At 44.0% G+C, this 25,082-nt stretch carries 20 protein-coding genes and 1 tRNA gene; 12 read left to right on the plus strand and 9 right to left on the minus strand.

The genetic code is table 11. The features are described 5' to 3' along the window. The first annotated feature begins 132 nt into the window (after positions 1 to 132). The 5 genes from KE626_RS24840 to KE626_RS24860 all read left to right on the plus strand — a co-directional run bounded on the left by KE626_RS24840 (position 133) and on the right by KE626_RS24860 (position 8,992). Positions 133 to 3,318, plus strand: coding sequence for a SusC/RagA family TonB-linked outer membrane protein (locus tag KE626_RS24840; protein ID WP_211975717.1), 3,186 nt, complete (start codon positions 133 to 135; stop codon positions 3,316 to 3,318). Between the two features lie 24 nt (positions 3,319 to 3,342). After that, on the plus strand, positions 3,343 to 4,947 hold the full coding sequence (locus KE626_RS24845) for a RagB/SusD family nutrient uptake outer membrane protein (protein WP_211975718.1): 1,605 nt from the start codon (positions 3,343 to 3,345) through the stop codon (positions 4,945 to 4,947). Positions 4,948 to 5,648: 701 nt separating this feature from the next. Further along, a complete protein-coding gene (locus tag KE626_RS24850; protein WP_211975719.1) occupies positions 5,649 to 6,218 on the plus strand; it encodes a Crp/Fnr family transcriptional regulator in 570 nt (189 codons plus the stop codon). 10 nt (positions 6,219 to 6,228) lie between these two features. Beyond that, positions 6,229 to 7,257, plus strand: a complete 1,029-nt coding sequence (locus KE626_RS24855; protein WP_211975720.1) for an alpha/beta hydrolase fold domain-containing protein — start codon at positions 6,229 to 6,231, stop codon at positions 7,255 to 7,257. Between the two features lie 376 nt (positions 7,258 to 7,633). Beyond that, positions 7,634 to 8,992 carry a site-specific integrase gene (locus KE626_RS24860; RefSeq protein WP_211975721.1) on the plus strand — a complete coding sequence of 453 codons (1,359 nt, stop codon included), beginning with the start codon at positions 7,634 to 7,636 and terminating at the stop codon, positions 8,990 to 8,992. Between the two features lie 83 nt (positions 8,993 to 9,075). On the opposite strand, the gene KE626_RS24865 is transcribed toward KE626_RS24860, so the two are convergent. Both KE626_RS24865 and KE626_RS24870 read right to left on the minus strand, forming a co-directional pair. Further along, a complete protein-coding gene (locus KE626_RS24865; protein ID WP_211975722.1) occupies positions 9,076 to 9,342 on the minus strand; it encodes a hypothetical protein in 267 nt (88 codons plus the stop codon). Positions 9,343 to 9,352: 10 nt separating this feature from the next. Further along, positions 9,353 to 9,832, minus strand: coding sequence for a hypothetical protein (locus tag KE626_RS24870; protein ID WP_211975723.1), 480 nt, complete (start codon positions 9,830 to 9,832; stop codon positions 9,353 to 9,355). Positions 9,833 to 10,377: 545 nt separating this feature from the next. Here KE626_RS24870 and KE626_RS24875 point away from each other — a divergent pair. Further along, positions 10,378 to 10,629, plus strand: a complete 252-nt coding sequence (locus KE626_RS24875; protein WP_169192297.1) for a helix-turn-helix domain-containing protein — start codon at positions 10,378 to 10,380, stop codon at positions 10,627 to 10,629. 188 nt (positions 10,630 to 10,817) lie between these two features. Here the strand turns inward: KE626_RS24875 and KE626_RS24880 are convergent, their stop codons facing one another. The 5 genes from KE626_RS24880 to KE626_RS24900 all read right to left on the minus strand — a co-directional run bounded on the left by KE626_RS24880 (position 10,818) and on the right by KE626_RS24900 (position 13,913). Continuing rightward, positions 10,818 to 11,405 (minus strand): hypothetical protein, encoded by a 588-nt coding sequence (locus KE626_RS24880; RefSeq protein WP_211975724.1) that lies wholly within the window; start codon positions 11,403 to 11,405, stop codon positions 10,818 to 10,820. A gap of 37 nt (positions 11,406 to 11,442) precedes the next feature. After that, a complete protein-coding gene (locus tag KE626_RS24885; RefSeq protein WP_211975725.1) occupies positions 11,443 to 12,216 on the minus strand; it encodes a relaxase/mobilization nuclease domain-containing protein in 774 nt (257 codons plus the stop codon). After that, on the minus strand, positions 12,206 to 12,568 hold the full coding sequence (locus tag KE626_RS24890) for a plasmid mobilization protein (protein ID WP_211975726.1): 363 nt from the start codon (positions 12,566 to 12,568) through the stop codon (positions 12,206 to 12,208). Before KE626_RS24890 ends, KE626_RS24885 begins: the two co-directional genes overlap by 11 nt. A gap of 394 nt (positions 12,569 to 12,962) precedes the next feature. Beyond that, on the minus strand, positions 12,963 to 13,301 hold the full coding sequence (locus tag KE626_RS24895; RefSeq protein WP_211975727.1) for a helix-turn-helix domain-containing protein: 339 nt from the start codon (positions 13,299 to 13,301) through the stop codon (positions 12,963 to 12,965). Positions 13,302 to 13,394: 93 nt separating this feature from the next. Beyond that, on the minus strand, positions 13,395 to 13,913 hold the full coding sequence (locus KE626_RS24900) for a hypothetical protein (protein ID WP_211975728.1): 519 nt from the start codon (positions 13,911 to 13,913) through the stop codon (positions 13,395 to 13,397). Positions 13,914 to 14,290: 377 nt separating this feature from the next. Here KE626_RS24900 and KE626_RS24905 point away from each other — a divergent pair, with 377 nt between their 5' ends. Next, complete coding sequence (locus tag KE626_RS24905; RefSeq protein ID WP_211975729.1) at positions 14,291 to 15,688, plus strand: hypothetical protein; 1,398 nt, start codon at positions 14,291 to 14,293, stop codon at positions 15,686 to 15,688. A gap of 47 nt (positions 15,689 to 15,735) precedes the next feature. Next, positions 15,736 to 16,224 carry a hypothetical protein gene (locus KE626_RS24910; protein WP_211975730.1) on the plus strand — a complete coding sequence of 163 codons (489 nt, stop codon included), beginning with the start codon at positions 15,736 to 15,738 and terminating at the stop codon, positions 16,222 to 16,224. A 280-nt stretch (positions 16,225 to 16,504) separates the two neighbouring features. Here the strand turns inward: KE626_RS24910 and KE626_RS24915 are convergent. Next, positions 16,505 to 16,577 (minus strand) — tRNA-Lys (locus KE626_RS24915). A 199-nt stretch (positions 16,578 to 16,776) separates the two neighbouring features. On the opposite strand from KE626_RS24915, the gene KE626_RS24920 reads away from it, so the two are divergent. The 4 genes from KE626_RS24920 to KE626_RS24935 all read left to right on the plus strand — a co-directional run bounded on the left by KE626_RS24920 (position 16,777) and on the right by KE626_RS24935 (position 22,371). Beyond that, entirely contained in the window at positions 16,777 to 17,589 is an 813-nt protein-coding gene (locus KE626_RS24920; RefSeq protein ID WP_211975731.1) for an SDR family oxidoreductase, read from the plus strand. A 244-nt stretch (positions 17,590 to 17,833) separates the two neighbouring features. Then, the gene (locus KE626_RS24925) at positions 17,834 to 18,661 is read left to right on the plus strand and encodes an SAM hydrolase/SAM-dependent halogenase family protein (protein ID WP_211975732.1); all 828 of its coding nucleotides are present in this window, start codon (positions 17,834 to 17,836) and stop codon (positions 18,659 to 18,661) included. After that, on the plus strand, positions 18,658 to 18,951 hold the full coding sequence (locus KE626_RS24930) for a putative quinol monooxygenase (protein ID WP_211975733.1): 294 nt from the start codon (positions 18,658 to 18,660) through the stop codon (positions 18,949 to 18,951). The genes KE626_RS24925 and KE626_RS24930 overlap by 4 nt, the downstream gene beginning before the upstream one ends. A 183-nt stretch (positions 18,952 to 19,134) precedes the next feature. Continuing rightward, positions 19,135 to 22,371 (plus strand): glycosyltransferase family 117 protein, encoded by a 3,237-nt coding sequence (locus KE626_RS24935; RefSeq protein WP_211975734.1) that lies wholly within the window; start codon positions 19,135 to 19,137, stop codon positions 22,369 to 22,371. A gap of 141 nt (positions 22,372 to 22,512) precedes the next feature. On the opposite strand, the gene KE626_RS24940 is transcribed toward KE626_RS24935, so the two are convergent. Further along, the gene (locus tag KE626_RS24940) at positions 22,513 to 24,951 is read right to left on the minus strand and encodes an ABC transporter permease (RefSeq protein WP_211975735.1); all 2,439 of its coding nucleotides are present in this window, start codon (positions 24,949 to 24,951) and stop codon (positions 22,513 to 22,515) included. Positions 24,952 to 25,082 lie beyond the last annotated feature (131 nt).

Consider the following 25,082-nt stretch of genomic DNA (forward strand, 5'->3'; position numbering starts at 1 on the left):
AATGAAGCGTTATGAAGTACTTCTGATTTTATTTAATAGTCCCGTTATGAAACTATACGTCTCTCCTGTGCGTACAAACTCTGGTACGTATAAAGACCATGCTAGAGTCGGGTAAATCCAACAATTTATTTTATGAAATTAGTGTTATCCAGCAGCCTGGCAGACCCAGGTCATGCAAAATTCCACCTGAGGTTTGGTATTTCCACTACCTGCCGCCTTATGCTTGCTGCCTCCGTTTTACTATTGACCAGCAACACGCTCCGGGCAGAAACAGCCTATACCATGGCGCCTGCTGCAAATACCAGCAGGTTGATCGGGATTTCCGGTTCCGTAAAAAATGAAAACGGGGAGGCACTTGAAATGGCCAATGTCATGGTAAAAGGAACCTCCTCCGGCGCCATTACTGACCATGCAGGCAGATTTACCTTGAACGCTCCCAACACGCAGGCTACCCTGGTCGTTTCCCTCATGGGCTATCAGACACAGGAGATCCCCCTCAACGGGCGTGCGGTGGTAGATGTCGTGCTCATAGAGAACAGCAAAGCCCTCAACGAAGTAGTCGTTATCGGTTATGGTACTCAAAAGAAAGCGGACCTGTCTTCCTCTATTGCCACTGTCAACCCTAAGGATCTGCTGAAAGTTCCCGGTGGTTTCCAGGCAGCCATGCAAAGCCAGGTGCCTGGGGTACAAATCACCGGCGATAAGATCAGGATCAGGGGAGTAGGATCTATCAACAATACAGACCCGCTCTACGTGGTAGACGGTATGATCGGCGGTGCCATGCCGGACGAAAATAACATAGAAAGCATCCAGGTACTGAAAGATGCTGCTTCCTGCGCCATCTACGGCGCCAGAGGGGCAAACGGCGTTGTGCTGGTAACCACAAAACGAGGCGCCGCCGGAAAAACAAAAATTGACTATAACGGCTTCGGTGGTACCAAGGAGATGTCGCATAATGTTGGCCTCCTCAACGGTCAGCAACTGGCTGAACTGATCAACGAAGAAATGTATAACCAAAATCCCTCCCGCACGGATTACCTCCCTGCCTTGTCAGATCCTGGCAAAATCGGAAAAGGATATAACATGGTAGACGCACTGCTGAGAACGGGAAGTTACCAGAAACATAACCTGGCCATTTCCGGCGGTAATGAAAATGCCCGCTTCCGCATCAATACCAACTATTCTACAGATAAACCTGTCATCATCAAAGATGCCTATAAAAATTATGGCATCCAGTTCATATCCGATTTTACAAAAGGTAAGTTAAAAGCCGGTGAAACTTTTTCACTCAGCCGCAACCTCAGAAACTGGAGCAATAAAAATATTATTGATGCACAGAAATGGTCTTCTACCTTGCCTATCTACGATCCTAACAGCACTACAGGGTTCGCAGGAGCAGGTAACGGTACCGACGTGGCCAGCGCCCTGGCCAATGCCCACCTCAACTCCAACGAGTCTGAAACAATAGGCGCCAATGGTAATGCGTGGGTGTCCTATGAGTTTATTCCGGGCCTCCGCTATAAATTCAATATGGGTATCGACTTTTACAGGAACCGTACCCAGAATTATATCTCCGCCTACTCCGTAGGTCAATACCAGAACCACGATCCGGACGAACTGACCATCTCCACTGCACAAAACAACAGGTACCTCTACGAAAATACCCTCTCGTACGACCGTCAGATAAAAAAACATAACATCAGCGCATTGGCAGGTATCACCTCCGAAAATTCCGAATACCGCGCCGTAAATGCCGGCGCCAGATCGCTGCCAAGCCCCGATCTGCTGATCCTGGGCCTCGCTCAGCTTACCTCTTCACGTGTGGTTGGATCAGGTGTAGGACGGACCGCCATGTACTCCGTATTAGGCCGTATCAACTACGCCTACGACAGTAAGTACATGCTCACCGCCAATTTCCGCCGCGACGCCTCCGCAAATTTCGGTAAGGCAAACAGATACGGTAACTTCCCTTCCTTCTCTGCAGCATGGAGAGTAAGCCAGGAAAGCTTCATGAAATCCGTACCTTTCATCTCCGACCTGAAAATCAGAGGCAGCTACGGAAAATTAGGCAACTCCGATATCAGCCCATACCAATATCAGAGTACGGTCAGCTTCGACCATGTATGGTATTATCTCAATGATATAATGGTTACCGGCGCTCTCCCCGCCACACCGGCCAATCCAAATGTTAAATGGGAAAGCCAGAACTCCACCGACCTCGGTATCGATCTCTCCCTGTTTAATAATAAATTATCGGTTACGGTAGACTATTTCAATAAAAAAACTGCCGACATGCTCGTGAATGTTCCTATCTCCTACACCGCAGGATACCTGGACAATTTCCCGATACTGAACGCAGGTAGTATCAGTAACAAAGGATGGGAATTCCTCGTCAACTATAAAAATACAGTAGGGAAATTCACCTATGCTGTTGGCGCCAACCTCTCAACGGTGAATAATAAAGTGTTAGGCCTCGGCAATGGTAACGAGATCCTCGCCGGGGGCGTAAACCCTGGCGGTGAAAACGTGACCCGTACCGCTGTTGGTAATTCCATCGGTCAGTTCTGGGGATACGTCACCGACGGCTTATACAAAACAAAAGAACAACTGGACGCCGATAAAGCCTTCGCTCCGAATGCAGCACTGGGCGACGTTCGCTTCGTAGACCGTAACCACGACGGCGCGATCAATGCTGCCGACAAAGCTTTTATCGGTAACCCTATCCCGCGCTTCAGCGGCGGATTTACCACGGATGTCAGCTATGCTTCAAAGGCCGGTACCTTTGATCTCTCCATGGTATGGCAGGGTTCCTACGGCAACGACATCTATAACAACAGCAAATACTGGGGAGAAGGTATGTACCACTACTATAACAACTTCTCCTCTACGCTCGACCGCTACCGCGCTGAAGACCTGGTGTTTACCAACCCTGTTTCCGGCGTTAAAACCATCTACCCTAAAAATACAAATACCAATATGCCGCGTGCGGTGTTAGGAGATCCTAATAAAAATCTTCGTGTATCCGACAGGTTTATTGAAGATGGCTCCTATCTCCGGCTGAAAGCCCTTACCATCGGCTATACGCTCCCGGCATCTTTACTGAACAGGTATAAAATAGATTTCATCCGCTTCTACATTGGTGGCAAAAATCTGCTGACGTTTACCAAATATGCAGGTTATGATCCTGAAGTGGCCTCCGACAACGGCCAAAGCAATGGCCGCTATAACCTGAACCGCGGTATAGATGCACAAATGCCATGGGGACTAACCTATACCAATACCCGTGAATTCTTCCTCGGTATGCAGGTCTCCTTTTAGTCGTAAACCAATAAATGCTTTAAAATGAAAAAATTCAATGTATATACCTGCGTACTTGCTGCTGCAATGATGACCTACAGCTGCAAACCTGATATGGATCTTAATAACCCGCAGGAACTTTCCATAGATACCTATTATAAAACACCTGCCCAGCTGGAAGCAGCTGTTATCCCGGCATACCAGGCACTCATCGGTAAAGTGCAGGGAGGTTATGCCCGCTCTTTTTACTATGAACTGCTGGCTCCCGGTGATGACTTCAACCATACCTTTAAATGGGAACCCATGTACCAGGATACCTATAATACACCTTCCAGCGATGGTATGGCTTCAGGTAGCTGGAAAGATATGTGGAACGGGATATTTGCTGCCAATATGGCTATCGACAGGATCAATGCTTTTACAGGGCATATAGATGATAAACAGAAATCAAGATTGTTGGGAGAAGCGCATTTTCTCCGCGGCTTACTTTATATGCATCTGGTAATGCTGTTCGGTGAAACAGTTCCCCTCATCAAAACTCCGGTGAAAAGCAACGCGGATTACTACCCGACAAATTCCAAACCAGGCGAAATCTATGCACTTATCATCAGCGATTTTCAACAGGCGGCAGACCTGCTCCCTCTCAGAAGTGATATGTATAGCAACGCTGCCTTCATAGGAAGGGCCACTAAAGGCGCTGCGCAGTCCTACCTGGCAAAAGCTTATATGTACCGCCCTATACTGGAAGTTGGTAAGCCGGCAGAATTTGCAAAAGCACAGGAACAGCTGAAAAAAGTGATAGATAGTAAAGAGTACAGCCTGGTAAATAATTTTCGTGACAACTCCCTTGAAGCAACCGAAAATAATCCCGAATCTGTTTTTGAAATACAGCTGCACAACGGGCCAGGATGGCTGGGAGATGATATGTCCGACTCCTGGAGATGGCAGGAAATCGGTATATATGATGGCACCGGTGGTGCATGGTGGAACCTCGCACCCAACAAAAAAACATATAATGAGTTCGAACCTGGTGATCCGCGTAAATATATGACGCTATTCTGCGACAACGGCGCCTATTACACCCAGATCGATGGAAAGGTAACGAATTACGCCTATTGGATGGCACACCTGGCAACAAACAAGGACTTATATGGCACACGTAAATACTGCCCTGATAAACAGGTGGCCGACTTCGATAATGGCATCAATGACCGCCTTTTAAGATATGCAGACGTACTGCTGTTATATGCCGAATGTCTCAATGAAGCAGGAGACGCCGCCAGCGCAAAACAATACATCAATATGGTCAGGCAGCGCGCTAATTTAGTCGTGCCCTCTGAACAACCGCAGCTCTGGTATCAGCATTCGCCAGGTACCATCCCTGGTGTAGACGGTCTTCTCGCAAAAGATACTACCATCAATGGTATCAGGCTCAATAACATCAAAAATATTATCCAGCACGAAAGATTTGTAGAATTCTGTGGCGAATACCAGCGCTACTTCGACTTACTCCGATGGGGCATGGCTGATCCAAAATGGCTGGAACCACTTAAGGCTATAGGATGGACACCCAAAGCAATGTACTATCCCTTCCCACAGGCCGAATTAGACAATAACAAAAACCTCACAGGAAATGCAATGAATCACTAATGGAATAGCAGCTTGCCAAAAAATGGAAAGCCGGTCTCTCATCAATAGAGACCGGCTTTTTTTTATTCTTTTACATACAGAAATTCTTTGCCGCCCTGCTTTAATATCATCTCTATCCTTACCAATCCTTTCACCACTTTACCACTAAAAACAAAAAACCTTGTAGAAGCTGATCCTACAAGGTTTTAACTACTTCAGAGCACTTACTTTACTCCTGATGGCGAACCCCTTGGGACTATATCAAAGGCTTATAAACCGCCGCTTTCAAGGTAATAAAAAGGTACTGTATCCTTTTTTGTATCCTTATAGATTAGCTTATTTTAATTGGATTTGTAAGAACTCCTATTTACTAATTAAAGGTCCTGAAAAATTCCATATTGTTACAGTTTATTCTTTACGCTACAAAAGTAATGGCATTTAGTTTAAATTTGCCACTAGGTAACCATTGCGAAATGGGGGCTCAATCATAGGAAACGCATTATAAGAAGAATGAAAAAGTAAAGTATTAGTTGAACTCAGCCTTGTATTTTAATATGCCAGTTATTATTCTGCCCGATGTGCTGACAAAGTACATGACTCAGCGAATCTAAAGATCTTTCACCTATCCGCAGAAATACTGGCTGGTTCGATATTAAGGCCCTTGCTTTTACATTTAATCATTCTCAGGTTCCCTTTGGAACAACAAACGAATTGCCCTAACAATGGAACAGATTAGATTTTTTTTTCAAAGTAACTATACTGACTTTTCCGAACAGGATTGGTTGATTATTTCTTCTAAATTTATTCGGCAGGAATTTCCGAAAAAAACCCTTATCCTAAAGAAGGGTGAGGTAGAGGACTACGTCTCATTTATTGAAGAAGGCATTGTACGATACTTTATCCCAAAGGAAAATAAAGAGGTTACTTTTGAGCTTACTTTTTCAAATAACTTCATTGGAGCATATGATTCTTTCATTACCAGGTTACCTTCAGTTTATCATATAGAAACTATCACTCCAGTCACACTTTGGCGAGTATCTTATCATGATGTACAAATGCTATTTCAAAGCACAGCAAGAGGAAACCTAATTGGCAGACTTGCGAGTGAAAAACTTTTTTTAGAGAAGGCAAGGCGGGAAATTTCGCTTTTAAATGACACGGCAGAGCAGCGGTATTTAAGCCTCTTCACAGAGCAACCTGATTTGATCAAAAAAATCCCGTTACAGTATATTGCGTCTTATATTGGCATTACTCCACAGGCATTAAGCAGAATAAGGAGGCGTATTTCTTAACCTGGGTTCATTGGCCAATATTGAACCCTTAATTATTTTTGTAGAAAAAAGAATGAATGTACGTGCATTATTAATATTGATCTTATTAACTACAAAAATAATGGCTGGTAAATCACAAACAGATACATCAATTACCTATGTTCACAACCTTTCCCAAAGTTTCAAATCGCAGTTTTTGCAGTCATTGATGACAGTACTCGGAAAGAAAAACACCATTGAAAAGCGCATCAAAACCAATAGATTTTCTTCAGAAGCCGTGGAACCCCCAAAGGTTTTACTGTCCGATTTTCAAACTCAGGTAAGGGAAATAAATCAGCGAAAGGTTTGGATGTTCAAGCCCAAACAAAATGCCTCATCCAAAGTAATTCTTTATATACACGGTGGCGGTTATATTTCGAACTTAACAAAATATGATTGGCGTTTCGTCCATGAGTTATTGGTCAAAACCAACTGTTCAATTGTGGTACCTGATTACCCTTTGGTGCCGGTATCAAATTACAGCGATGTCTACGCCTATTTTGATAAGCTCTATCCAGTAGTGCTCTCTGAGACGTCACAGGAGAATATTATTTTCATCGGCAATTCTTGCGGCGGTGGTATTGCATTGGGCTTTGCCCAGAAACTGAGAGATGAAAACAAGCCGCAACCTTCACAAATCATTTTGAATTCCCCTTGGCTTGATGTTACCATGAGCAATCAAGACATAATTGAAATTGACAAGAAAGATAAACTCCTTGGTATAAAAGGACTAAAAATGGCGGGAGAATTATACACAGCCGAGTTAAATCCAACAGATTACAGGGTAAGCCCTATTTACGGGGACTTTTCCGGATTGGGAAAAATCTCGCTATTTATTGGCACCCATGACTTGTTCCATGCCGATTCGAGAAAATTCAAACAGAAAATGAAGGTGCAGGACATTTCAATCAACTATTTTGAATACCCAAAAATGTTCCATGTTTGGATGGTTTTAACGGGTATGAAAGAGTCTCAACATGTCATCAGTCAGATGACAACATTGATTAACCTCGATGATTGAAGCCGATTGGGTTAATGAATAGATGTGATTACTTAAAATTAACTGTAATGGCTCCGATTTGCTCCGACTCATTCGGCATCATCCTTATGAGACTCGAACCCAAGGCCACATACAAATCAATAAGTTGAAATTAAGTTTAAGTTCATCAATCAGCTTATCGAACCCAAAAAAGGCTTCAAAACGAATACGTTCTGAAGCCTTTTCAATTTCCAGTGATCCCCTTGGGATTTCCGATCTATTTCCCAGTCTTATCTAAGTTTACTTAAAACAACCCTAACACGTTGGTTTTAAGCATTTTACAACATCGATTCGCTTTTCTATTTCTTAATTTTATTAGAGTTGGCCCCACTTTAATAGACTAAAAAATAGACTAGCTATGCTGTTACCATTAAAATTAGTATGCAAAAGTAGCAAGATTCGCAGGGATGGAACAAGCCTTATTTTCATCCAGTATTGTTTTAATTCCGAAAAAAGGGCATTACTTAATACCGAAATCGCCATTCCCCCCGCCTTTTGGAAAAGATCCCGAGTAGCCGCAAACCTGCCGGAAGCATTTGGCGATTCCGAAGTACTAAACAAAAGGCTTAAAGCCATGCTACGCTTAGTTGAGGACATTATCTCTCATGCGGTGCAAAAGAAAATAATAGACCTACTAGCCTTCGTTAAAGGCACCTTCAAACCAGACCTAGACCCTGAAACCCTTTCCCCTATTGCGGAGGAGGTTGCGGATAGGCAGCCGGAAACAAATCTGGACTTTTATTTCCAGATAGATGATTACATAAGGTGCAAGACCAACAAGGTTACGCCTGGCATGTTGCGGGTTTACAAAAACATGAAAGACCACCTACAGGCGTATCAGGACCACCGCAAGGCCACCATTACATTTAACTGTCTTGATTTTAACTTCTATGAGGGGCTGGTTGATTTCCTGACATTTGAATACATCCAACGTAGGCGAAAAAATGTTGTAAAGGGCCTTAAAACAGCCACAGTAGGCAAAACCATTAAGCAGTTGCGTATATTCGTCCGCGATAGAGTACGCCGTAAAATCATTCCTCCTATTGACTTATCGGATTTTAAAATACTAAATGAAGATTCAGACGCCATATACCTCTCGTGGAAGGAGATAAACCAGATATATAATACTGACCTATCGGATTCCCCCTCTCTCCTGCCCTATCGGGATTTATTTGTCTTGGGATGCCTTACTGGGCTTCGGTTTTCAGACTTTTCTAACATCACGCCGGAGGATATACGGGAAGGGATGCTCCGGAAAAAGCAGGAAAAATCAGACCACTGGGTAGTAATTCCTTTAATGGACGCTGCCAATGAGATACTTATAAATCGCTTTCAAAAGGTAATCCCTATCGTAAACAACCCGGATTTCAATGTAAATATTAAAGAAATTGGCCGACTGGCGGGCATTTGCGAAACTGTCAAGTTCTCCTATAAGAAAGGGAATCAGGATATTGAGGTAATAAAACCCAAATATGGATGGATAACCTCCCATACCTGCCGGCGCTCCTTTTGTACCAATGAATTTCTTGCAGGAACACCGGTAGAGCTAACCATGAAAATCAGCGGCCATAAAAGCCTACAGGATTTCTACAAATATATCCGTATTAGTCCGGAAGAAGCAGGCAGGAAAATAAAGGAAATATGGGAAAACAGAGATAAAACAGACATAATAAAACTGAAGCCAGATAATTACTCAACGCCTTCCCAAACAGCTTAAATATGGGTTCAAAGAAGCACTAATAGAAACGGCGCAAGAGAAAATCAAGCGCCGTTGTTATTAAATCATCGTGCCCCAAATGTTTACTTTTCCGCATCTCCAAAAATAGATGCAGATAGTGCTTTTGTCACCCCCTCCCCGATCTCGCGGATCTTCTGCTTTTCGGCATTGCTCAATGCTGGTATCAACTTACCATCAACACGCCTGTCAATACCTCGCATCTTCCTATAGAACGTAGGGGTACTATAATTACATTCTTCGCAAACCTGTTCCCTGAAGATTACAGGTAGCTTAGAAAATTCTGAATGCAGCGCGAGCAGCATGTTTGTTGGTTGTTTATTATTACTCATAAATCATATTTTAAAGGGTTACAGGACTTTTTACCGTTTTAATCCGATTCTCTATGTCTAAAGAATGAAGCGTCAAGAAAAATGTCTTAAAATAATTGCCGGTAATGGCCGCTATTGTACTATCTATACCCGTATCGCCGTCTACTAGTATTTCGATATAATTATCCAAAGCTGCCTCCAATTCATACAATTCAATCCCAGATGCAAAACTTGACAATTCATACAAATCACTTTCCAGCTCGGTTATTAGCTCCTTAGTTAAATCCTCAATATTCTCCCGTAGCAGTGCATCCCGAACATTAAAAGCCGCGACAGTATTCGCGCTGAACAAAGCATAAAACATCATAAAATCAGCCCGTTGATCTGCTGACCAACTATCAGCAGCATTGCTGCCAATAACAGAAGATAGCTCGTACTCAAGTAGCTCGACAAAGCCAGATGAGGTGCCACATGGCGTAATTTGGTTCAACGTAATTAATAGATTCTCCATAACATTCAATTTTTAAGAGTGATTATAAATCGAGTGGTGAAATATTGCCTGATAACTCGCATAACAAGGCATATCCATATATGGATACCAAAAGAATAAGCTGCCTAATCTGATTTTGGCAAATGACTCCCGAATCGGTCATTGCAACCGATTAGCCTTGATATAGAAAAATGTTTATTAATGGGAAAACAACGGAAAGCTGCCACACGTCATTAGCATTATATAAAATACCATAGGCGTGGCTTACTTGCAGTGTTCTACCCGCGCGCTTTGGAGAGGCCGAATAGCTCTTACAAGCAAGCTCACGCCTATGGCATGAGCATTGCTGCACTACATTCTGGCCTCTCCAAAGCACGCAGAAACGTAGTAATCAATGCAGAAAATTTGATCTGCAAAATTATATTTTACGTTGCAGTAATCCAAATACCCTAATAGTGAGCATCTAGATTTATACTTTATCAAAAGTAAGAAATCATTTTCAATGTTACAAGATCTTGTAACGATTTTTTGAAATAAAAATGCGGAATTTATCCAAAGTTCTGAAAATGAATGAGGAAAGAGATAAAAATAGATTACAGGAAATTGGGGAGCGTTTGCGTAAAATTAGAGAAAAAGAAGTTAAGATAAGCCTTGATGAACTCGCATCAAGATGCGATGTTACTAAAGGAAATATCAGTAATATCGAAAACGGAAAAAAAGATTTTACGTTTACAACATTTCTTGAAATCGCAAAGGGCTTAAATGTCCACCCCAAGCACTTGTTGGATCATAATTTTAAATTTCTGAAAGAGGATTAAAAAGAATGCGCTTTGTTCCAGGATGATTTTTCCTACAAAAGCCCAACAGGGAACTAATGCTGCAAAAATCATCCTGGAACAAAGCGCAAGCCCGCGGCAGCGAAGATCAGACAATTACCATTGTTTGCCCCGCCGGCAGGGGCGCGAGGGATGGTGCGGCGGCTGCGCCTCCCCCGCACAAACCAACCCTACCGAATTTTTCCGGCCTTGTTCCTTAGCCGGATTGCTTCTTCCTCCTTTTCTTTTGCTTCATGTAACATAGCTGCTATGCGCTGCCTTTCCTCCTCCCATTGTACAACACTATCCCGGAAGGCTTGCGGATGCACATGATACAAGCTATCTATCGTAGACAGGAACGGGCGCAGTGGTTTTCCTGCCTGTAGCTGTATATAACGGTATTTTATATCTCCCGCCTTATAAGCCTGTAATATAGAGCGCATGTTGAACAACCACACAGTCCACAGGAATAGGCAAGCGGAAAGAATCAGCCCTGCCCTTACATGATGATGATGTCTTATTTCCTGTACAGGCGGACGTTTCAATAGATCGTTATTTATTTCAAGATTTTGCGATAGCGCATAAACCGCCGCTGTAGGGAACTTTAGGCGCTCCGGCATTCCTACTACATCTGTCTTTATCTGCTCTAAAGAAGTACCTACATTCTTTAACTGTTCTATGTAGTCTGGCATTTGTGGCGCTGCGCTATTCATATGCTGGATACCTTCATCAACTTTATTTAACTTGTCTACAATTGTCTGTAATAGCAACTCATTCATAAAATATAGTTTAATTCATTCTTAAATAGGTTTACTGCTAAAAGCCCAAACCACGTTTGTTGGCTTGCTGCTGTTCTCGTGTTATCTGCTGCTGCATTGTTTTTTGCAAGCCTATTACAGAATATTTCCGGTCAATACTGCTACCTTTAAAAGCATACAAACCTTTTTTAAAACTAATACCCTGTAATTGCTCGCTATCCCCTTTGTACTTATACTGTACATCTATACCTTTTTTCAGCAGCTCCTTTTCCAATGCTGGAAAGGTTTTACAGCGGAGCAATGCTTTTTCTATAGCCTGGAAAATTTCATAACGCGCCGTTTCTTCATGATTGAGGGCTTGCAGGTTAGTAAGGGCTATTTTCTTTTCAATGGCTGGAACAAGCTGATATTCTTGGGTAAGCTGCACGGCGGCCTTCTTCCCGCGTAACCCTATCCAGTTATCACGGATTGCCTTTCCCCGGTTGTTGACCAAATTAGCAATAATATGCAGGTGTAAATGATGTGTGTCTGTATGCTTGGTTATCACATATTGAGTGTTGGTTATGCCCAGCTTTTCAAGGTATTCCCGTCCTATCTGCATCAATACCTCATTGGTTAGCTGTTCTCCAGGATAAAAGCTAAGGATACCATGAAAAACAGCCTTTCGCTTATCAGGTAACTGTTGCCTGCTCATTTCAAAATCATTACCCATATGCCGGTAGCTGTAATCTCTTACTCCTTCTGATTCCAGTATTTCTGCCCGATGTTCATCTGCGCAAACGTAACGACAGCAGCCATAAAAGGATTTACCGGTAATTACTTTACTTATCACGCCTTAACCAGTTTAATAGGTTATCAATCTGCCCACGGTAACTTTCAAAAAGTAGCATCGCATTCAACATACTCTCTTTGTGGGCTTGTTTCGATACCTGATTGATATTATTTGCCATCCCTATTAGCTGTTTGATATATGCCCGTTCCTCATCATTTAAGCGGGCTATCACACCTCCAAACAATGCCATCTGACGGATATAGCCAGTGTAACGCAAACCCGCTTTAGTGGCCTTTTCTTTCACGATAAAATACTCGGCTTTGGTAAACCGTACGCCTGTACGTATTTCTTTTCTAACGGCTTTAGGCGGCCTGCCGCCTTTGCCTTTCCTCTTTTCCTGCGTCTGTTCCATATCTTCTACGTTTTAATCTTTGAGGGCTGGCAGCTTTGCTGCCCTGCCCGATCTTCCCGTACAGGCGGCAATGCCGCCTGTACTTTCTCCGCAGACGGGTAGCGTAGCTGCCCGTCATTCTCCGCTAAGATCTCCGCACTTCCCCCTTGCGACCAACGGGAGCGAGGGGGCGAGCGGTTTTTGCGCAGCAAAAACACCGCTCGCTAACGGAGCGAAGATCCGTTCGACCTCCGCAACCGGATGGCAAGGCCAGCCGGTTTAACTCCGCATACAGGTAGCGTAGCTGCCTGTATCATCTCCCCGAACTGGTGGCAACGCCGCCGGTTCTATCTCCGCGGAACAGATAGCGAAGCTGTCTGTTCAATCATCGCAAACGGACAGCAAAGCTGAACGTTTAATCTTTGCTGTCTTGTTCGGGTTGTAATAATTGCTGAATGTCATTCCAGAGAAAGAATACACGGGATTCGATTTTGTAGCGCTTTAGCCGACCACGTCTGATCCATTCATAAATAGTGGGCTTGGTAACCTGGAACAGCTTGCATACCTCTGCCAGCTTAAAAAGGGGCTTGTAGGTCAAGCCGGGAGTTTCATAAATTGGTAGAGCGGGCCTGCTCTTCTCAGCATTTGTAACTTCTTCCCGAATAATAAGTCTTACCCGTTGCCAAAAATCGTCGGGGTCAAAGGGAAGCAACATGGGGGTTACAGCTTTTTCAATTTGCACATTTTCTTTCATACACTTACTGTTTTAGGCGACAAACATAGACCTGTGGGCAAGTTGAAAAAAACTAAGTATACTTAAGGCTAGGTATTAATGCAAAAAAAGGCGTTATGCCCCTTTCAATTTCATTTCCAACCCACCCAGCAGCTTAATAGCTGGAGAATGGCCCAATTTCTCAAAATAAACCTTTGAAACGGCTATACCTTTCACTATTTCAGCCCGTTCCTTTGGGGTAAGAGTTTTGGGGTGAATAATCCTACGAAGATTTTCTTTAATGCTGTCAGTATCCACACCAGTTAATCTGTTTATCATCTGAGCAGAAAAGGCATCACTAGCAATCCTCTCGACACCTGCTGTCTTGAATAAAGCATAAAGAGTGACGGTAAGCGCCGGAATTTTAGATTGGGTCTTAGCGCTCTTGGTTTGTGGTACGTCAATCTGCGCCTTTTTGTGGTTGGCAATCAATGATTCCAACTGCGGAAGAAAGGCTGATGAAAAGAAAGGTAAATAGATACAAAAGTAAACTATCCCAAAACTTATGGCCCCCATCATGCACAGTACAGATAAGTAAAGTAAACTAAAGTAAGGGTTAAATGGTAAAATAATAAGTAGTGCAATGCCGAACAATGACAGGAAGTGGTAAAGCACATCCCTATACCAATAATGGGCAATTAGCCTTCGTCGTGCCTTCAATATTCCATTGGGGAATAGCTGCTATTTGTTCTTTATGAATTGTATTCAGTTGTAGCTGATTATAGCCTGTATTAAGGGGGAGGTCAAAAGTGGCAAAGGATGCCAAACGCCGCAAAATCTTTTTCATAACACAAATCCTTTCTTAAATATACAATAAAAATTAATAATGCTAAATTTGATAGCTTTCGATCTAAACTCAAAACAAAAATACTATTTTAGCCAAAGAAATTATTAATCCAAAGGATAATTAGCCAAATCTGTGTGAATTGTTTAGACCCTAGATATTTTTTCATTTATAACTTAATCCCCCTATGTACTGTATTTTAAAAAAGAGGGTAATTCCTATTTTCTTGTGCTTCACCCTGCTTTTTTTGTTTGCCTGTAAAAAGAAGCCCATTGATAAAGAGAACGCTATTGATCAGGTAGACATTGAATCAATCAAAACATCTTATTACAAAGATGACTCATACAAGTTGATGAGTACACCATTAAATGACTCTCTATTCATTATATGGCGTCTTCAATGGGACCATATTTTGATCGGCCAAGAGAATGACAAAAAAGCTTATTATATCCCCTTTAGCCCCGAAGTTGTTGGAGGAATGAGGAGAGTAAGCAAAAACATTCAGGTTAATGAGAAAAGATATCTTGTTGCTTACAAAAAAAATGAGAAATTTCAATTTTATTACGCAAGTTCCGTAGATCAAGGTAATGAAATTGATAAGCCCCTGCCATTTACAGGGCGATTACTATTTAGCAAACCAGGTGTGTCTGGTGGGGTATATAATGAATTTAATAATGGTGTAAGATATAAAAATCCCACTGGAGCGCACACCGAGTCTTGTCTATACTATAGCATTTGCACATGGGTAGGATACTGCGATGGGGTTCAAACTGTAGTTTATACAAGGGGGCAAGGAACTCCTACAAAGACCTTAACTTGTGGAATACCGAGCATTTCCGCATGCCCTAATACTAATTGGTATTCAGGATGGTCCAGTTGGGACGTATTTTGCACAGGGGACATTATTGATCCACTTCCTCCCCCAACTTTACCTAACAATAATGGTGGTGGTTCTGGTGGTAGTGGCGGCGGTACTTTAGGTAGTGGAGGAGGAGGTATTTATAAACTTGACACTATACTTATAGATCCTATTCTGGTTTACCCGTGCTTTCAGTGGTCTGTGAATGCAATATTTACAAACAACATGAATAATATTATAACCTCAATTTTCAATCAACTTTTTGGAGGGACTGGCGATTTTACTGTTGTCTTTACGCAAGGGCAATATGGAAATGCCTTTGCAGCAAAAGCGCATCCGGAAAATAATTACTACATTAATATTGTTTTCAATACTGATCAGCTGGCACAATCTTCAAGAGAATTAATAGTCGCTTCCGCACTTCATGAAATGATACATGGAATTTTTCTAGCGAAAAAGGTTGCGTCTGGCGATCCTTTGGAATGGGGAGAGGCATTCCAACACCAGATTATGGCGACTTCCTATGTTGGTAATATGGCAGATGCTTTGCAATCTATTCTTCCTAATTTAACATACGCTGATGCGGAAGCACTGGCTTGGGGCGGATTACAAGGAACTAACGCCTGGCTTAATTATAAACAGACGCACGCTGTTGAAGCCAATAACATTCTCTTAAGAGCAGATCAATTTGATAAAAACCATACTAAAGGCACACGCTGCCCATAATAATGGCAGTTAGGCTAATTAACTTTAATATAATAAACAACACTACTATGCGTATAATTTTTTCAGCGATTTTATTTACTCTATTTTTTCTTCGTACCGGGTTGTATGCACAAAGCAATGATGGAAAAAAAGTAAGGGAAGATCTGGTCCGAATATTAGACAGAAACGCAAGATGGCCTATGGCATTAGCGGAAAAGAAAACGTCGGCTGTTTTTTCTCTCCGCATTAATTTATCAGAGTCCTATACAATAACTAGAATTGATGTCTCAAAGTTTTTTCCTAAAGAATTGATACCTCAACTTACTAATCCTGATATTTATAAAGGAATTAACTGGCAGGCGATTTTCGGAAAAAATACCAAAGGAGGACACTCATTCATAATCCCTTTTGTTGTTTATAATCCAGCGGAAAACAATGCTACTTTTTATGAATATACAGTTGAAGACTTATTCGTTTATCCTGGTGAGGTGTCGAACTTTGTAAATGCGACAATAATGCAAACCTACGCCTTGAAATACAAGCCAGGAATAAAATAAGCCAGGAGCACTATTGAGTTATCACTATTGCAGTGCCTTTATAAAAGGATAGCAGCTAATGTGCTATTATAATAGACTTCAAAAATTGCTATTCTGTAAATATCTTACGGAATAACAGTTTTTTTCGCTTAGAATTCATCTCCAAAAATGTAAATTACACATCGACAAGTCAACCCGCATAAAACTAAGTAAACCGAAACGCGAATCCGCACTTTGATAGACTAACAAATAGACCAAAACAACAAAGCCCGCGACCAGCGCAGGCTTTGAAACTTTCCAGTGATCCCCTTGGGACTCGAACCCAAGACCCATACATTAAAAGTGTATTGCTCTACCAACTGAGCTAGGGAATCCTTTGCTGTTAAGCGGTTGCAAAAATAGGAATATTTCTTTTTCTGCCAAATTTTTATTGAAAAAATTATCAAACACCATCCCATCAAGCATTTCAGCCAACCATCCTCCAAAAAAATAATTACATTTCTGTAAATGCCCTGTAATAAAATGCTGTTACTATCATCTTCTCACCTATTTTTGTGGGGCTAAATTATACCCATGAAAACATACTTTCAAAACAAGACTGTTGTCATCACAGGCGGATCGTCAGGAATTGGGAAAGCCCTGGTGTCGGAATTACTGACGCATGGAGCTACCATTGCGGTATGTGGCAGAAAACAAAACGCCCTCGATGCCCTGCAACAGGAAATCAATAACAGCAGCCTGTTTACCTTTGTGGCGGATGTGAGTGTGGAGGCCGACTGTAAAGCATTTATCGACGCTACTATTGCTAAATTCGGGAAGATAGATATACTCATTAATAATGCCGGTATCTCCATGCGTGCCCTGTTCCGTGACCTGGATGTAAGCGTGCTGAAATCGCTGATGGATATCAATTTCTGGGGAACGGTGTATTGCACTAAGTTTGCCTATCCTTCTATCCTGGCCAATAAAGGAACAATTGTAGGCGTATCTTCTATTGCCGGCTACCGGGGCCTACCGGCGCGTACCGGTTACTCAGCTTCCAAGTTTGCCATGCAGGGCTTCCTCGAAGCATTGCGCACCGAAAATTTACATACAGGCGTTAACGTGATGTGGGTATGCCCCGGCTTTACGGCATCGAATATACGCAATACGGCGCTTAACCCCCAGGGACAGGCACAAAGCGAAACACCACTGGACGAAGGAAAGCTCATGAGCGCAGAGGCGGTAGCAGCTGAAATTGCAAAGGCTATCGGCAAACGTAAACGTACCCTCGTACTCACCGGCCAGGGCAAACTCACCGTGTTGCTAAGCAAGCTGTTTCCGGGTTTCCTCGATGGCATGGTATATAACCACTTTAAAAAAGAGCCGGGGTCGCCCCTGCAGTAGTAAACAATTATTTCGCTTTAGCCGTTAACGTTAGTGTGAAAAAATTCCGCCCAAAATACGATCGCCTCGGGTTTTTTGTCTTTATTTGCAGTAAGTTAGCTCACATAACCCCCATGGCATCTTTTTTGGAAGGAAAGCGCACACTTAATTTGTCATTCTGAATGTGAGAAAACAGGTTGAATAGTGAGGACGGGATTTGCACTGTGGATTTTGAACATAGGGATTTGGATTTAGATTTTCTGGCATGTCCATCATAACATTAACATCAGACATAGGAATGCAGGATTACCTGGTAGGTGCCATCAAAGGGCAACTCTGGCAATACTGCCCGGAATGTCATGTTACGGACATCACCCACCATATCAGCCCCTTTAACTTACCACAGGCTACCTACATCTGCAAAAGCGCCTTCGCCTACTTCCCCCTCGGTACTTTCCATTTTGTACTGATCAATTTATTTGACAAGCGACCGGATAACGTACTGATAGCCGAACATAACGGACAATATATCGGCTGCGCGGACAATGGCCTGCTCACCATGATTGCCGGCGGTATGCCGGAAAAGGTGATTAAACTGCCTTTGCCTCCCGACGCACCCAAAAATACTTTTACCATCATCCAGCTGATGGCTTCGGCCGCCAGGGAACTTAGCCGGGGTAAGGCCCTCGGTGAACTGGGACCATTAACCCAGCAGATCACTGTCAAAAATAACCTGCAGCCACTTGTAGGCGACGATTTCATAGAAGGACAAATCATTCATATCGATACCTTCGAGAACGTGGTGGTCAATATCACCCGGCAACAATTCGATATGCAATGCAAAAACCGCCGTTTCCGTATCTTCTTCCGCCGCGATGAAGTTATCAGCCAGATCAGCGAAACCTACGCCGACGTACCCGAAGGCACCAAACTGGCCCTCTTCAACGCTGCCGGATACCTGGAAATAGCCATCAACAAAGGTAATGCAGCCGGACTCTTTGGCCTCCAGGGCTTCAGAAGAGACCAGCTCACCCAACCCGCCGGATACCAGCAACTGTCATACTACCAAACTGTAAGAATAATTTTTCAATGATTAACCGTATCGTTAAAATGGAATTTCACCCGGAAAAAGTAACTGCCTTCCGGGAGCTCTTCTCACAACAACAACTGCTGATCCGCCATTTTCCCGGATGCCTGCACCTGGAACTATGGGAACACCCCGCTTCCGGTAACACCTGGTTTACCTTCAGCCAATGGGAATCTGAAGCCGCACTTGAAAAGTACCGGCAGTCCAACCTCTTCCGGGAAACCTGGGCCGCCACCAAAGTGCTTTTTAATGCCAAACCCGCCGCCTGGACAGTAAATAAGGCCGTCAGCCTATAGTTTTTCACCATAACCATTGAATGCTAACGCTTTTTTAATATCCCCGCTAACACAAAACGGGCACCTAAAAGCTAATAGCTAAAGACTAACAGCTAAAAAGATATTTCCAAAAAGTTAAAACTGTTCGTCAGATTAGCATAATTTGCTGTTTTTTATATTTTTGTCGGACCTTAAAACAACCTTATGAATTTTAAAAGGACCAACAACATGGTCGGCTGGGTCATCTGCATCATTGCCTGCTTTGTTTACATTAAAACGATGGAAGCTACAGGCAGCTTGTGGGACTGCGGCGAGTTTATTTCAAGTGCTTACAAAGTACAGGTTCCACACCCGCCCGGAGCACCATTGTTCGTGTTGCTTGGAAGATTGTTTAGTATGTTCCTGAAACCATCTCAGGCTGCACTGGGCGTAAATACCATGACAGCCCTGGCCAGTGGTTTCACCATCCTGTTCCTGTTCTGGACCATTACCCACTTCGCACGCCGCCTCATGGTGAAAGCCGGTGAAGAGATCTCCCGGGAGAAAATGATCGCCATCATGGGTGCTGGTGCCGTAGGAGCGCTGGCATATACCTTTTCCGATTCATTCTGGTTCTCCGCCGTGGAAGGTGAAGTATATGGTATGTCCTCTTTCTTTACGGCCATCGTTTTCTGGGCCATCCTGAAATGGGAACATGAAGCCGATGAACCCTATGCAGACCGCTGGATCGTACTGATCGGCTACCTGCTCGGTCTCTCTATCGGTGTCCATCTCCTCAACCTCCTCACCATACCGGCTATGGTAATGGTGTACTACTTCAGACGCTTCAAAGTGACCAGCTGGGGCACTTTCTGGGCCTTTATTATAGGTTGCGGCGTTACCGGCCTGGTACAGAAATACCTGATCCAGGATACCGTAAAGGCATCCGGTTATATGGACGTATTCTTCGTAAACAGCCTCGGAATGGGATATTTCTCCGGATTTATCTTCTATTTCGTACTCATCATAGCGATCCTGATCATCGGTTACAGAAAGCCCAAATTTGGCATCTATGCACCGTTTATCGTGATCGCCACCGTAATCCTGGTACCCGCATTTAACGATACCAGCGGCGGTGTTATCTTCTTCAAATTCATACTGGCAGCTTTCTTCGTTGCCATTCCATACATCATGAAAGTGGTAGGCATAAAAACAGATTTTGCCAAAACCGCCCATTTCAGCCGCCTCACGATCTCCTTCGTGCTGTTCATGCTGATGGGCTACTCCACTTATATTACTACCATGGTACGCTCTACTGCCAATCCTTCAGTAGATATGTACAACGTAGATAACCCGATTTCCCTGGTGGGTTACCTCGGTCGTGAACAATACGGCGATTTCCCATTGATATATGGCCAGGTGTTCACCGCCCGCCCTACCGAATACAAGGAAGGCGGCAACATCTACGCGCGTGGTCCTAAAAACTACATCGTTTCCGGCAAGAAAATGGACCCGGTATACGCTCCTGAAGATATGATGCTCTTCCCACGCGTTTGGGATGCCAGCAACGACCAGGGACACGCCGATTTCTACAAATCCTGGCTGGGGCTCCAGCAGGGCGAAAAACCAGGTTTTGGCGATAACATCAAATTCTTCCTGCAATACCAGGTAAACTTTATGTACTTCCGCTACTTCATGTGGAACTTCGCCGGTAAACAAAATGATACCCAGGGCTATGGCAACGTACGCGATGGTAACTGGATTTCAGGTATTCCGTTTATCGATAACCTCATCTATGGCGACCAGGCAGCGATGCCCGACAGTCTGAAAGAAAACAAGGCACATAACACCCTGTTCTTCCTGCCGTTCATCCTCGGTCTCCTCGGATTCTTCTATCAATACAATAACCACCGCAAAGATACCCTCATCGTATCGCTGCTCTTCTTCTTTACAGGATTTGCCATCATTCTCTACCTCAACCAGGCCGGTAATCAGCCACGTGAACGTGACTACGCCTATGTAGGCTCCTTCTATGCCTACGCGATCTGGATAGGTCTGGGCGTGCTGTCTGTTTACAGCTTCCTGAAAAAGAAACTCTCCGGCCCCATCTCCCCTGTACTCGCCACCGGCATATGTTTGCTGGCAGTACCGGTACTGATGGCCTTCCAGGAATGGGACGACCATGATCGCTCTACCAAATACGTAGCAAGAGACGTGGCAAAAGATTACCTCGAATCCTGCCAGAAAAATGCCATCCTGTTCACCGTTGGGGATAACGATACCTATCCGCTCTGGTATGCACAGGAAGTAGAAGGCATCCGTCCGGATATCAGGGTAATCAACCTGAGCCTCCTCGGGGTCGACTGGTACATCGATCAGATGCGCAAAGCAGTTAACCAAAGCCCTGCCATCCCGATGACCTGGACCGCCGACAAATACCAGGGCGAAACCCGCAACTACATCCGCTTCTTCGATCCGGGAAATATTCCTGCCGATAAATACTTTAACCTGAAAGAAATCATGAACTTCATGGGAAGTGATGATGCCAACAGTAAAGTAACTACCCAGGATGGCGGCGCAGAAAACTTCCTGCCTACCCGTCAGCTGTTTATTCCGGTCGACAAACAAACTATCCTCGCCAATGGCGTGGTAGCAATGAAAGACAGTGCGAAGATCCTTCCTTCCATGCCTTTCAAAATCACCAAAAATTACCTGCTGAAAAATGACCTCGCCGTATATGATATCATTGCAGCCAACAACTGGAAAAGACCTATCTACTTTACCAGCCCTACAGATCTTGGCCTGAATGAATATATGCAGACAGATGGTCTCACCTACCACCTGGTACCATTACCTAAGCAAACATCTACCGATCCGCTGGGCATGGATATCAACGCCAACGTAGGCGTGATGTATGATAACCTGATGCACAAATTTGAATTCGGTGGCGCGCAAACACGCGGTACCTACTTCGATGAACCCAACAGGAAAATGATCATGTATCTCCGTCAGGCATTTACCAAATTGTCCGTTGCCATGACACAGGAAGGTTTGTCGAAAGACAGCGCCCTGAATGTGCTCCGTTATATGGACAAAAATATCATGGAAACCAACTTCCCGTACGCCATGACCACACCGGGTAACATGCACAACTACACGTCGATCCAGACTATTTACGCTTACTATATGGCAGGCGATGCTAAAAGAGCAGATGAACTGGCAGACAAGGTGGTTAAGGACTGTGAACAACAGCTGCGCTACTACAGCCAACTGCCACCAAGCAAAATGACCAACGACTTACAACGCGATGGCCAGAATGCACAACAGTTCATTACCTGGTTACACCAGATGAAATCTGACTTTGGCGTTAACGGCACCAAAAGAAATAAAGAAGGGATCATACAGGTAAATACAGAAGATTCCAATGCCGTACCAGCTGCGGCAAAGGACTCCGCAAGATAACCGTGATTCGTGTGATTGAATACGATGCTCCTGATAAACGGACATTGATATTTAATGATAAAAACAAAGAACCCGCCTGATTGCTATCAGGCGGGTTCTTTGTTTTTATATCCGCTTATCAGGATCATCATACGCATCACATCAATCACAGCTCAAACTTTTCACCGGGTTCACCAGCGCAGCCCTCACTGCCTTGTATCCTACGGCTATCCAGGCTATTAAAACGGATAGGCCAATAGCCAGTATAAATATGCCCCAACCCATGTCCGTATGGTAATGAAAACTAAACAACCACTTCTTCATAAAATAATACCCTACCGGAGCGGCCACCACAAACGCGATACTTATTAATATGGTAAACTCCTTCGAAAAAAGAAATACAATGCTCTGCACAGAAGCCCCCAGCACCTTACGTATTCCCACTTCCTTTGTTTTCTGTACAGCCATAAAAGATACCAGTCCGTATAATCCCAGGCAGGATATAAACATCGCCAGGAATGCAAATACCTTAAATAGCGCAGCTGTCATGGCCTCGGCCTTGTAAAAATTTCCAATCTGTGCATCAAAAAAAGTACAGTCATAAATATAGGTAGGATACACTTCGGTGAATACTTTCTCAATTTGTTTTAAGGTGCTGCCTATGCTTTCAGGATTCAACCGGAGCGCCAGCGTACCATAGTCATCATAGCCAGTTGAAATCAGGCTGGGCGCAATTTCATCCCGGAGTGAATTATTATTATAATCACGCAAAACCCCTGTTACCGGGTAACTTTTTAACCCGCCTTCGTCAACCGCAATCATCTTCCCTACTATATCTGCTGGTGAATGCAGGCCCAGCTTTTTAATAATCGTTTCATTTACCAGCACTTCCCGCATTGTATCACTGGGAAATGGATACCGCCCGGCTACCAGGCCTAAACGGAAAGTATTGAAATAGCCGGTGTCTGCAGCTACCCGCTTCACACTATAGGGCTGTCGCTCATTGTTATAGTAATAATCCGTGAACCGTCCCGACCGCGAAGATGGTTCCACAGAACATAAGCTGCCGGCTACTACGCCCGGCAGCTGTAGCAGCCGTGATTTCAGATAAGGATATTTAAGCTTTAAAGTGCTGTCGCTGGGCAGGTCAAGCAATACCACCGCTTTTTTCTCAAACCCCATCGGCTGGTTACGGAAAAACTGCATCTGTTTCACAACCACCAGCGTGCCAATCACAAGTAATTGGGCCACCACAAACTGGAATACCACCAATCCCCTCCTTAATGAAATACCCTTCGCCGATCGGGCGTTGATCCTGCTTTTAATAGCCGCAAGGGGATTGAAACCCGAGAGCACAATGGCGGGGTAAAAACCAGCAAGAAACGTTACAGCGATACCGGTAAGTAATAAAAAAAGTAAAATAGAAGGATACTGTAAAGGAGCTAACGCCAAAGGTTTCTGTATAAGATCACTCAGGTAAGGAAGGGCCACCCAGGCCATCATACAGCCCAATACCAGTGCCAATGCAGTGATCAACGCTGTTTCATTCAGGAATTGTTTTAGTAACTGGAGACGGTTACTTCCCAGCACTTTCCTGATCCCGATCTCCCTGGCGCGGTTAACGGATTGCGCAGTAGCCAGATTAATAAAATTGATACAGGCCACCAGCAACAGGAAGATCCCGATGATAGTCAATGCCCACAACTCTGCGGGCGACAGCGAGTCATCCTTCAGCGTGGGGAAACGTTTATCAAGGTGCATATCTTTCAGGGGCTGAAACGCCAGCGCTCTTACCCCTGTAGTATGATCGGCGTCTTCCCTGAAATGATTTTTTACAAAGGCAGGCAACCGCCCCTGCAACTGCGCTATGTTTTGCTGCGGTGATGTGAGCACAAAACACTGTGTTCCGCCGGAAAGTGAGCGCCACTCATTAATAAGGCCCGCATTACTTTCCCGGCGAAGCCAGGTGACATAGGAGGCGGCCATCCGCACCGGCAGGTCCGTATTGGCCGGCAGATCCTTATAAACACCCACCACACGTAATGGCACACGGAAAGACCATAGTTGTATGGTTTTCCCGATAGCATCTTTATAATTGCCAAAATATGCCTCGGCCAGGCTTTGTGTCAATACCGCTGTATTCGGCTCCTTTAATGCTGCCGCGTTGCCATCCAGCCAGGTGAAATCGAACAGGTCGAAAACAGCAGGTTCCGCAAAAAAGAGACCGGTAGATTCCTTAAATTTCTTCTCGTCAGCTATGCCCTTCCCGGGAACATATATCTGCGCGCCACCAATATATTCAACAACAGCTACCTTTTCCAATGCAGGGAAATCCTGTCGCAAGGCGGGCGCCAACGGCGCAGGCACCATGCCATGCGTCCATAGCACCTCTCCATTACTGCGGCTGTGGATAGTTGTCACCACGCGGAAGATCCTGTTGCGGTTATGCTGGTAGGTATCATAGCTCATTTCATTGCGGATCACCAGGAAGATCAGCAAGGTAGCACCAATGCCTACTGCCAGTCCGAGGATATTGAGCAGCGAGAAAGATTTCTTTCTCCAAAGGGTTCTGTACGATAGTTTGAAGTAATTATTGAGCATAACAAGCAGTATTGCGCTCCATAGTAACAAAAACCAGGACGGAAATATATTACATTAATTATCAGTGACATATATTCTCGCGCCTATACGCTGGTGTCCAGTAGAGAACAGGTCATGTCCGGTATCGGACA

Source organism: Chitinophaga hostae (assembly GCF_018224885.1).
Taxonomy (GTDB): Bacteria; Bacteroidota; Bacteroidia; order Chitinophagales; family Chitinophagaceae; genus Chitinophaga; species Chitinophaga hostae.

Excerpts from the sequence above, each read along its gene's own strand:
- KE626_RS24840 (WP_211975717.1), top strand. The coding sequence starts at position 133 with ATGAAATTAGTGTTATCCAGCAGCCTGGCAGACCCAGGTCATGCAAAA.
- KE626_RS24845 (WP_211975718.1), top strand. The coding sequence starts at position 3,343 with ATGAAAAAATTCAATGTATATACCTGCGTACTTGCTGCTGCAATGATG.
- KE626_RS24850 (WP_211975719.1), top strand. The coding sequence starts at position 5,649 with ATGGAACAGATTAGATTTTTTTTTCAAAGTAACTATACTGACTTTTCC.
- KE626_RS24860 (WP_211975721.1), top strand. The coding sequence starts at position 7,634 with ATGCTGTTACCATTAAAATTAGTATGCAAAAGTAGCAAGATTCGCAGG.
- KE626_RS24865 (WP_211975722.1), bottom strand. The coding sequence starts at position 9,342 with ATGAGTAATAATAAACAACCAACAAACATGCTGCTCGCGCTGCATTCA.
- KE626_RS24870 (WP_211975723.1), bottom strand. The coding sequence starts at position 9,832 with ATGGAGAATCTATTAATTACGTTGAACCAAATTACGCCATGTGGCACC.
- KE626_RS24875 (WP_169192297.1), top strand. The coding sequence starts at position 10,378 with ATGAATGAGGAAAGAGATAAAAATAGATTACAGGAAATTGGGGAGCGT.
- KE626_RS24880 (WP_211975724.1), bottom strand. The coding sequence starts at position 11,405 with ATGAATGAGTTGCTATTACAGACAATTGTAGACAAGTTAAATAAAGTT.
- KE626_RS24890 (WP_211975726.1), bottom strand. The coding sequence starts at position 12,568 with ATGGAACAGACGCAGGAAAAGAGGAAAGGCAAAGGCGGCAGGCCGCCT.
- KE626_RS24895 (WP_211975727.1), bottom strand. The coding sequence starts at position 13,301 with ATGAAAGAAAATGTGCAAATTGAAAAAGCTGTAACCCCCATGTTGCTT.
- KE626_RS24905 (WP_211975729.1), top strand. The coding sequence starts at position 14,291 with ATGTACTGTATTTTAAAAAAGAGGGTAATTCCTATTTTCTTGTGCTTC.
- KE626_RS24910 (WP_211975730.1), top strand. The coding sequence starts at position 15,736 with ATGCGTATAATTTTTTCAGCGATTTTATTTACTCTATTTTTTCTTCGT.
- KE626_RS24920 (WP_211975731.1), top strand. The coding sequence starts at position 16,777 with ATGAAAACATACTTTCAAAACAAGACTGTTGTCATCACAGGCGGATCG.
- KE626_RS24925 (WP_211975732.1), top strand. The coding sequence starts at position 17,834 with ATGTCCATCATAACATTAACATCAGACATAGGAATGCAGGATTACCTG.
- KE626_RS24930 (WP_211975733.1), top strand. The coding sequence starts at position 18,658 with ATGATTAACCGTATCGTTAAAATGGAATTTCACCCGGAAAAAGTAACT.
- KE626_RS24935 (WP_211975734.1), top strand. The coding sequence starts at position 19,135 with ATGAATTTTAAAAGGACCAACAACATGGTCGGCTGGGTCATCTGCATC.
- KE626_RS24940 (WP_211975735.1), bottom strand. The coding sequence starts at position 24,951 with ATGCTCAATAATTACTTCAAACTATCGTACAGAACCCTTTGGAGAAAG.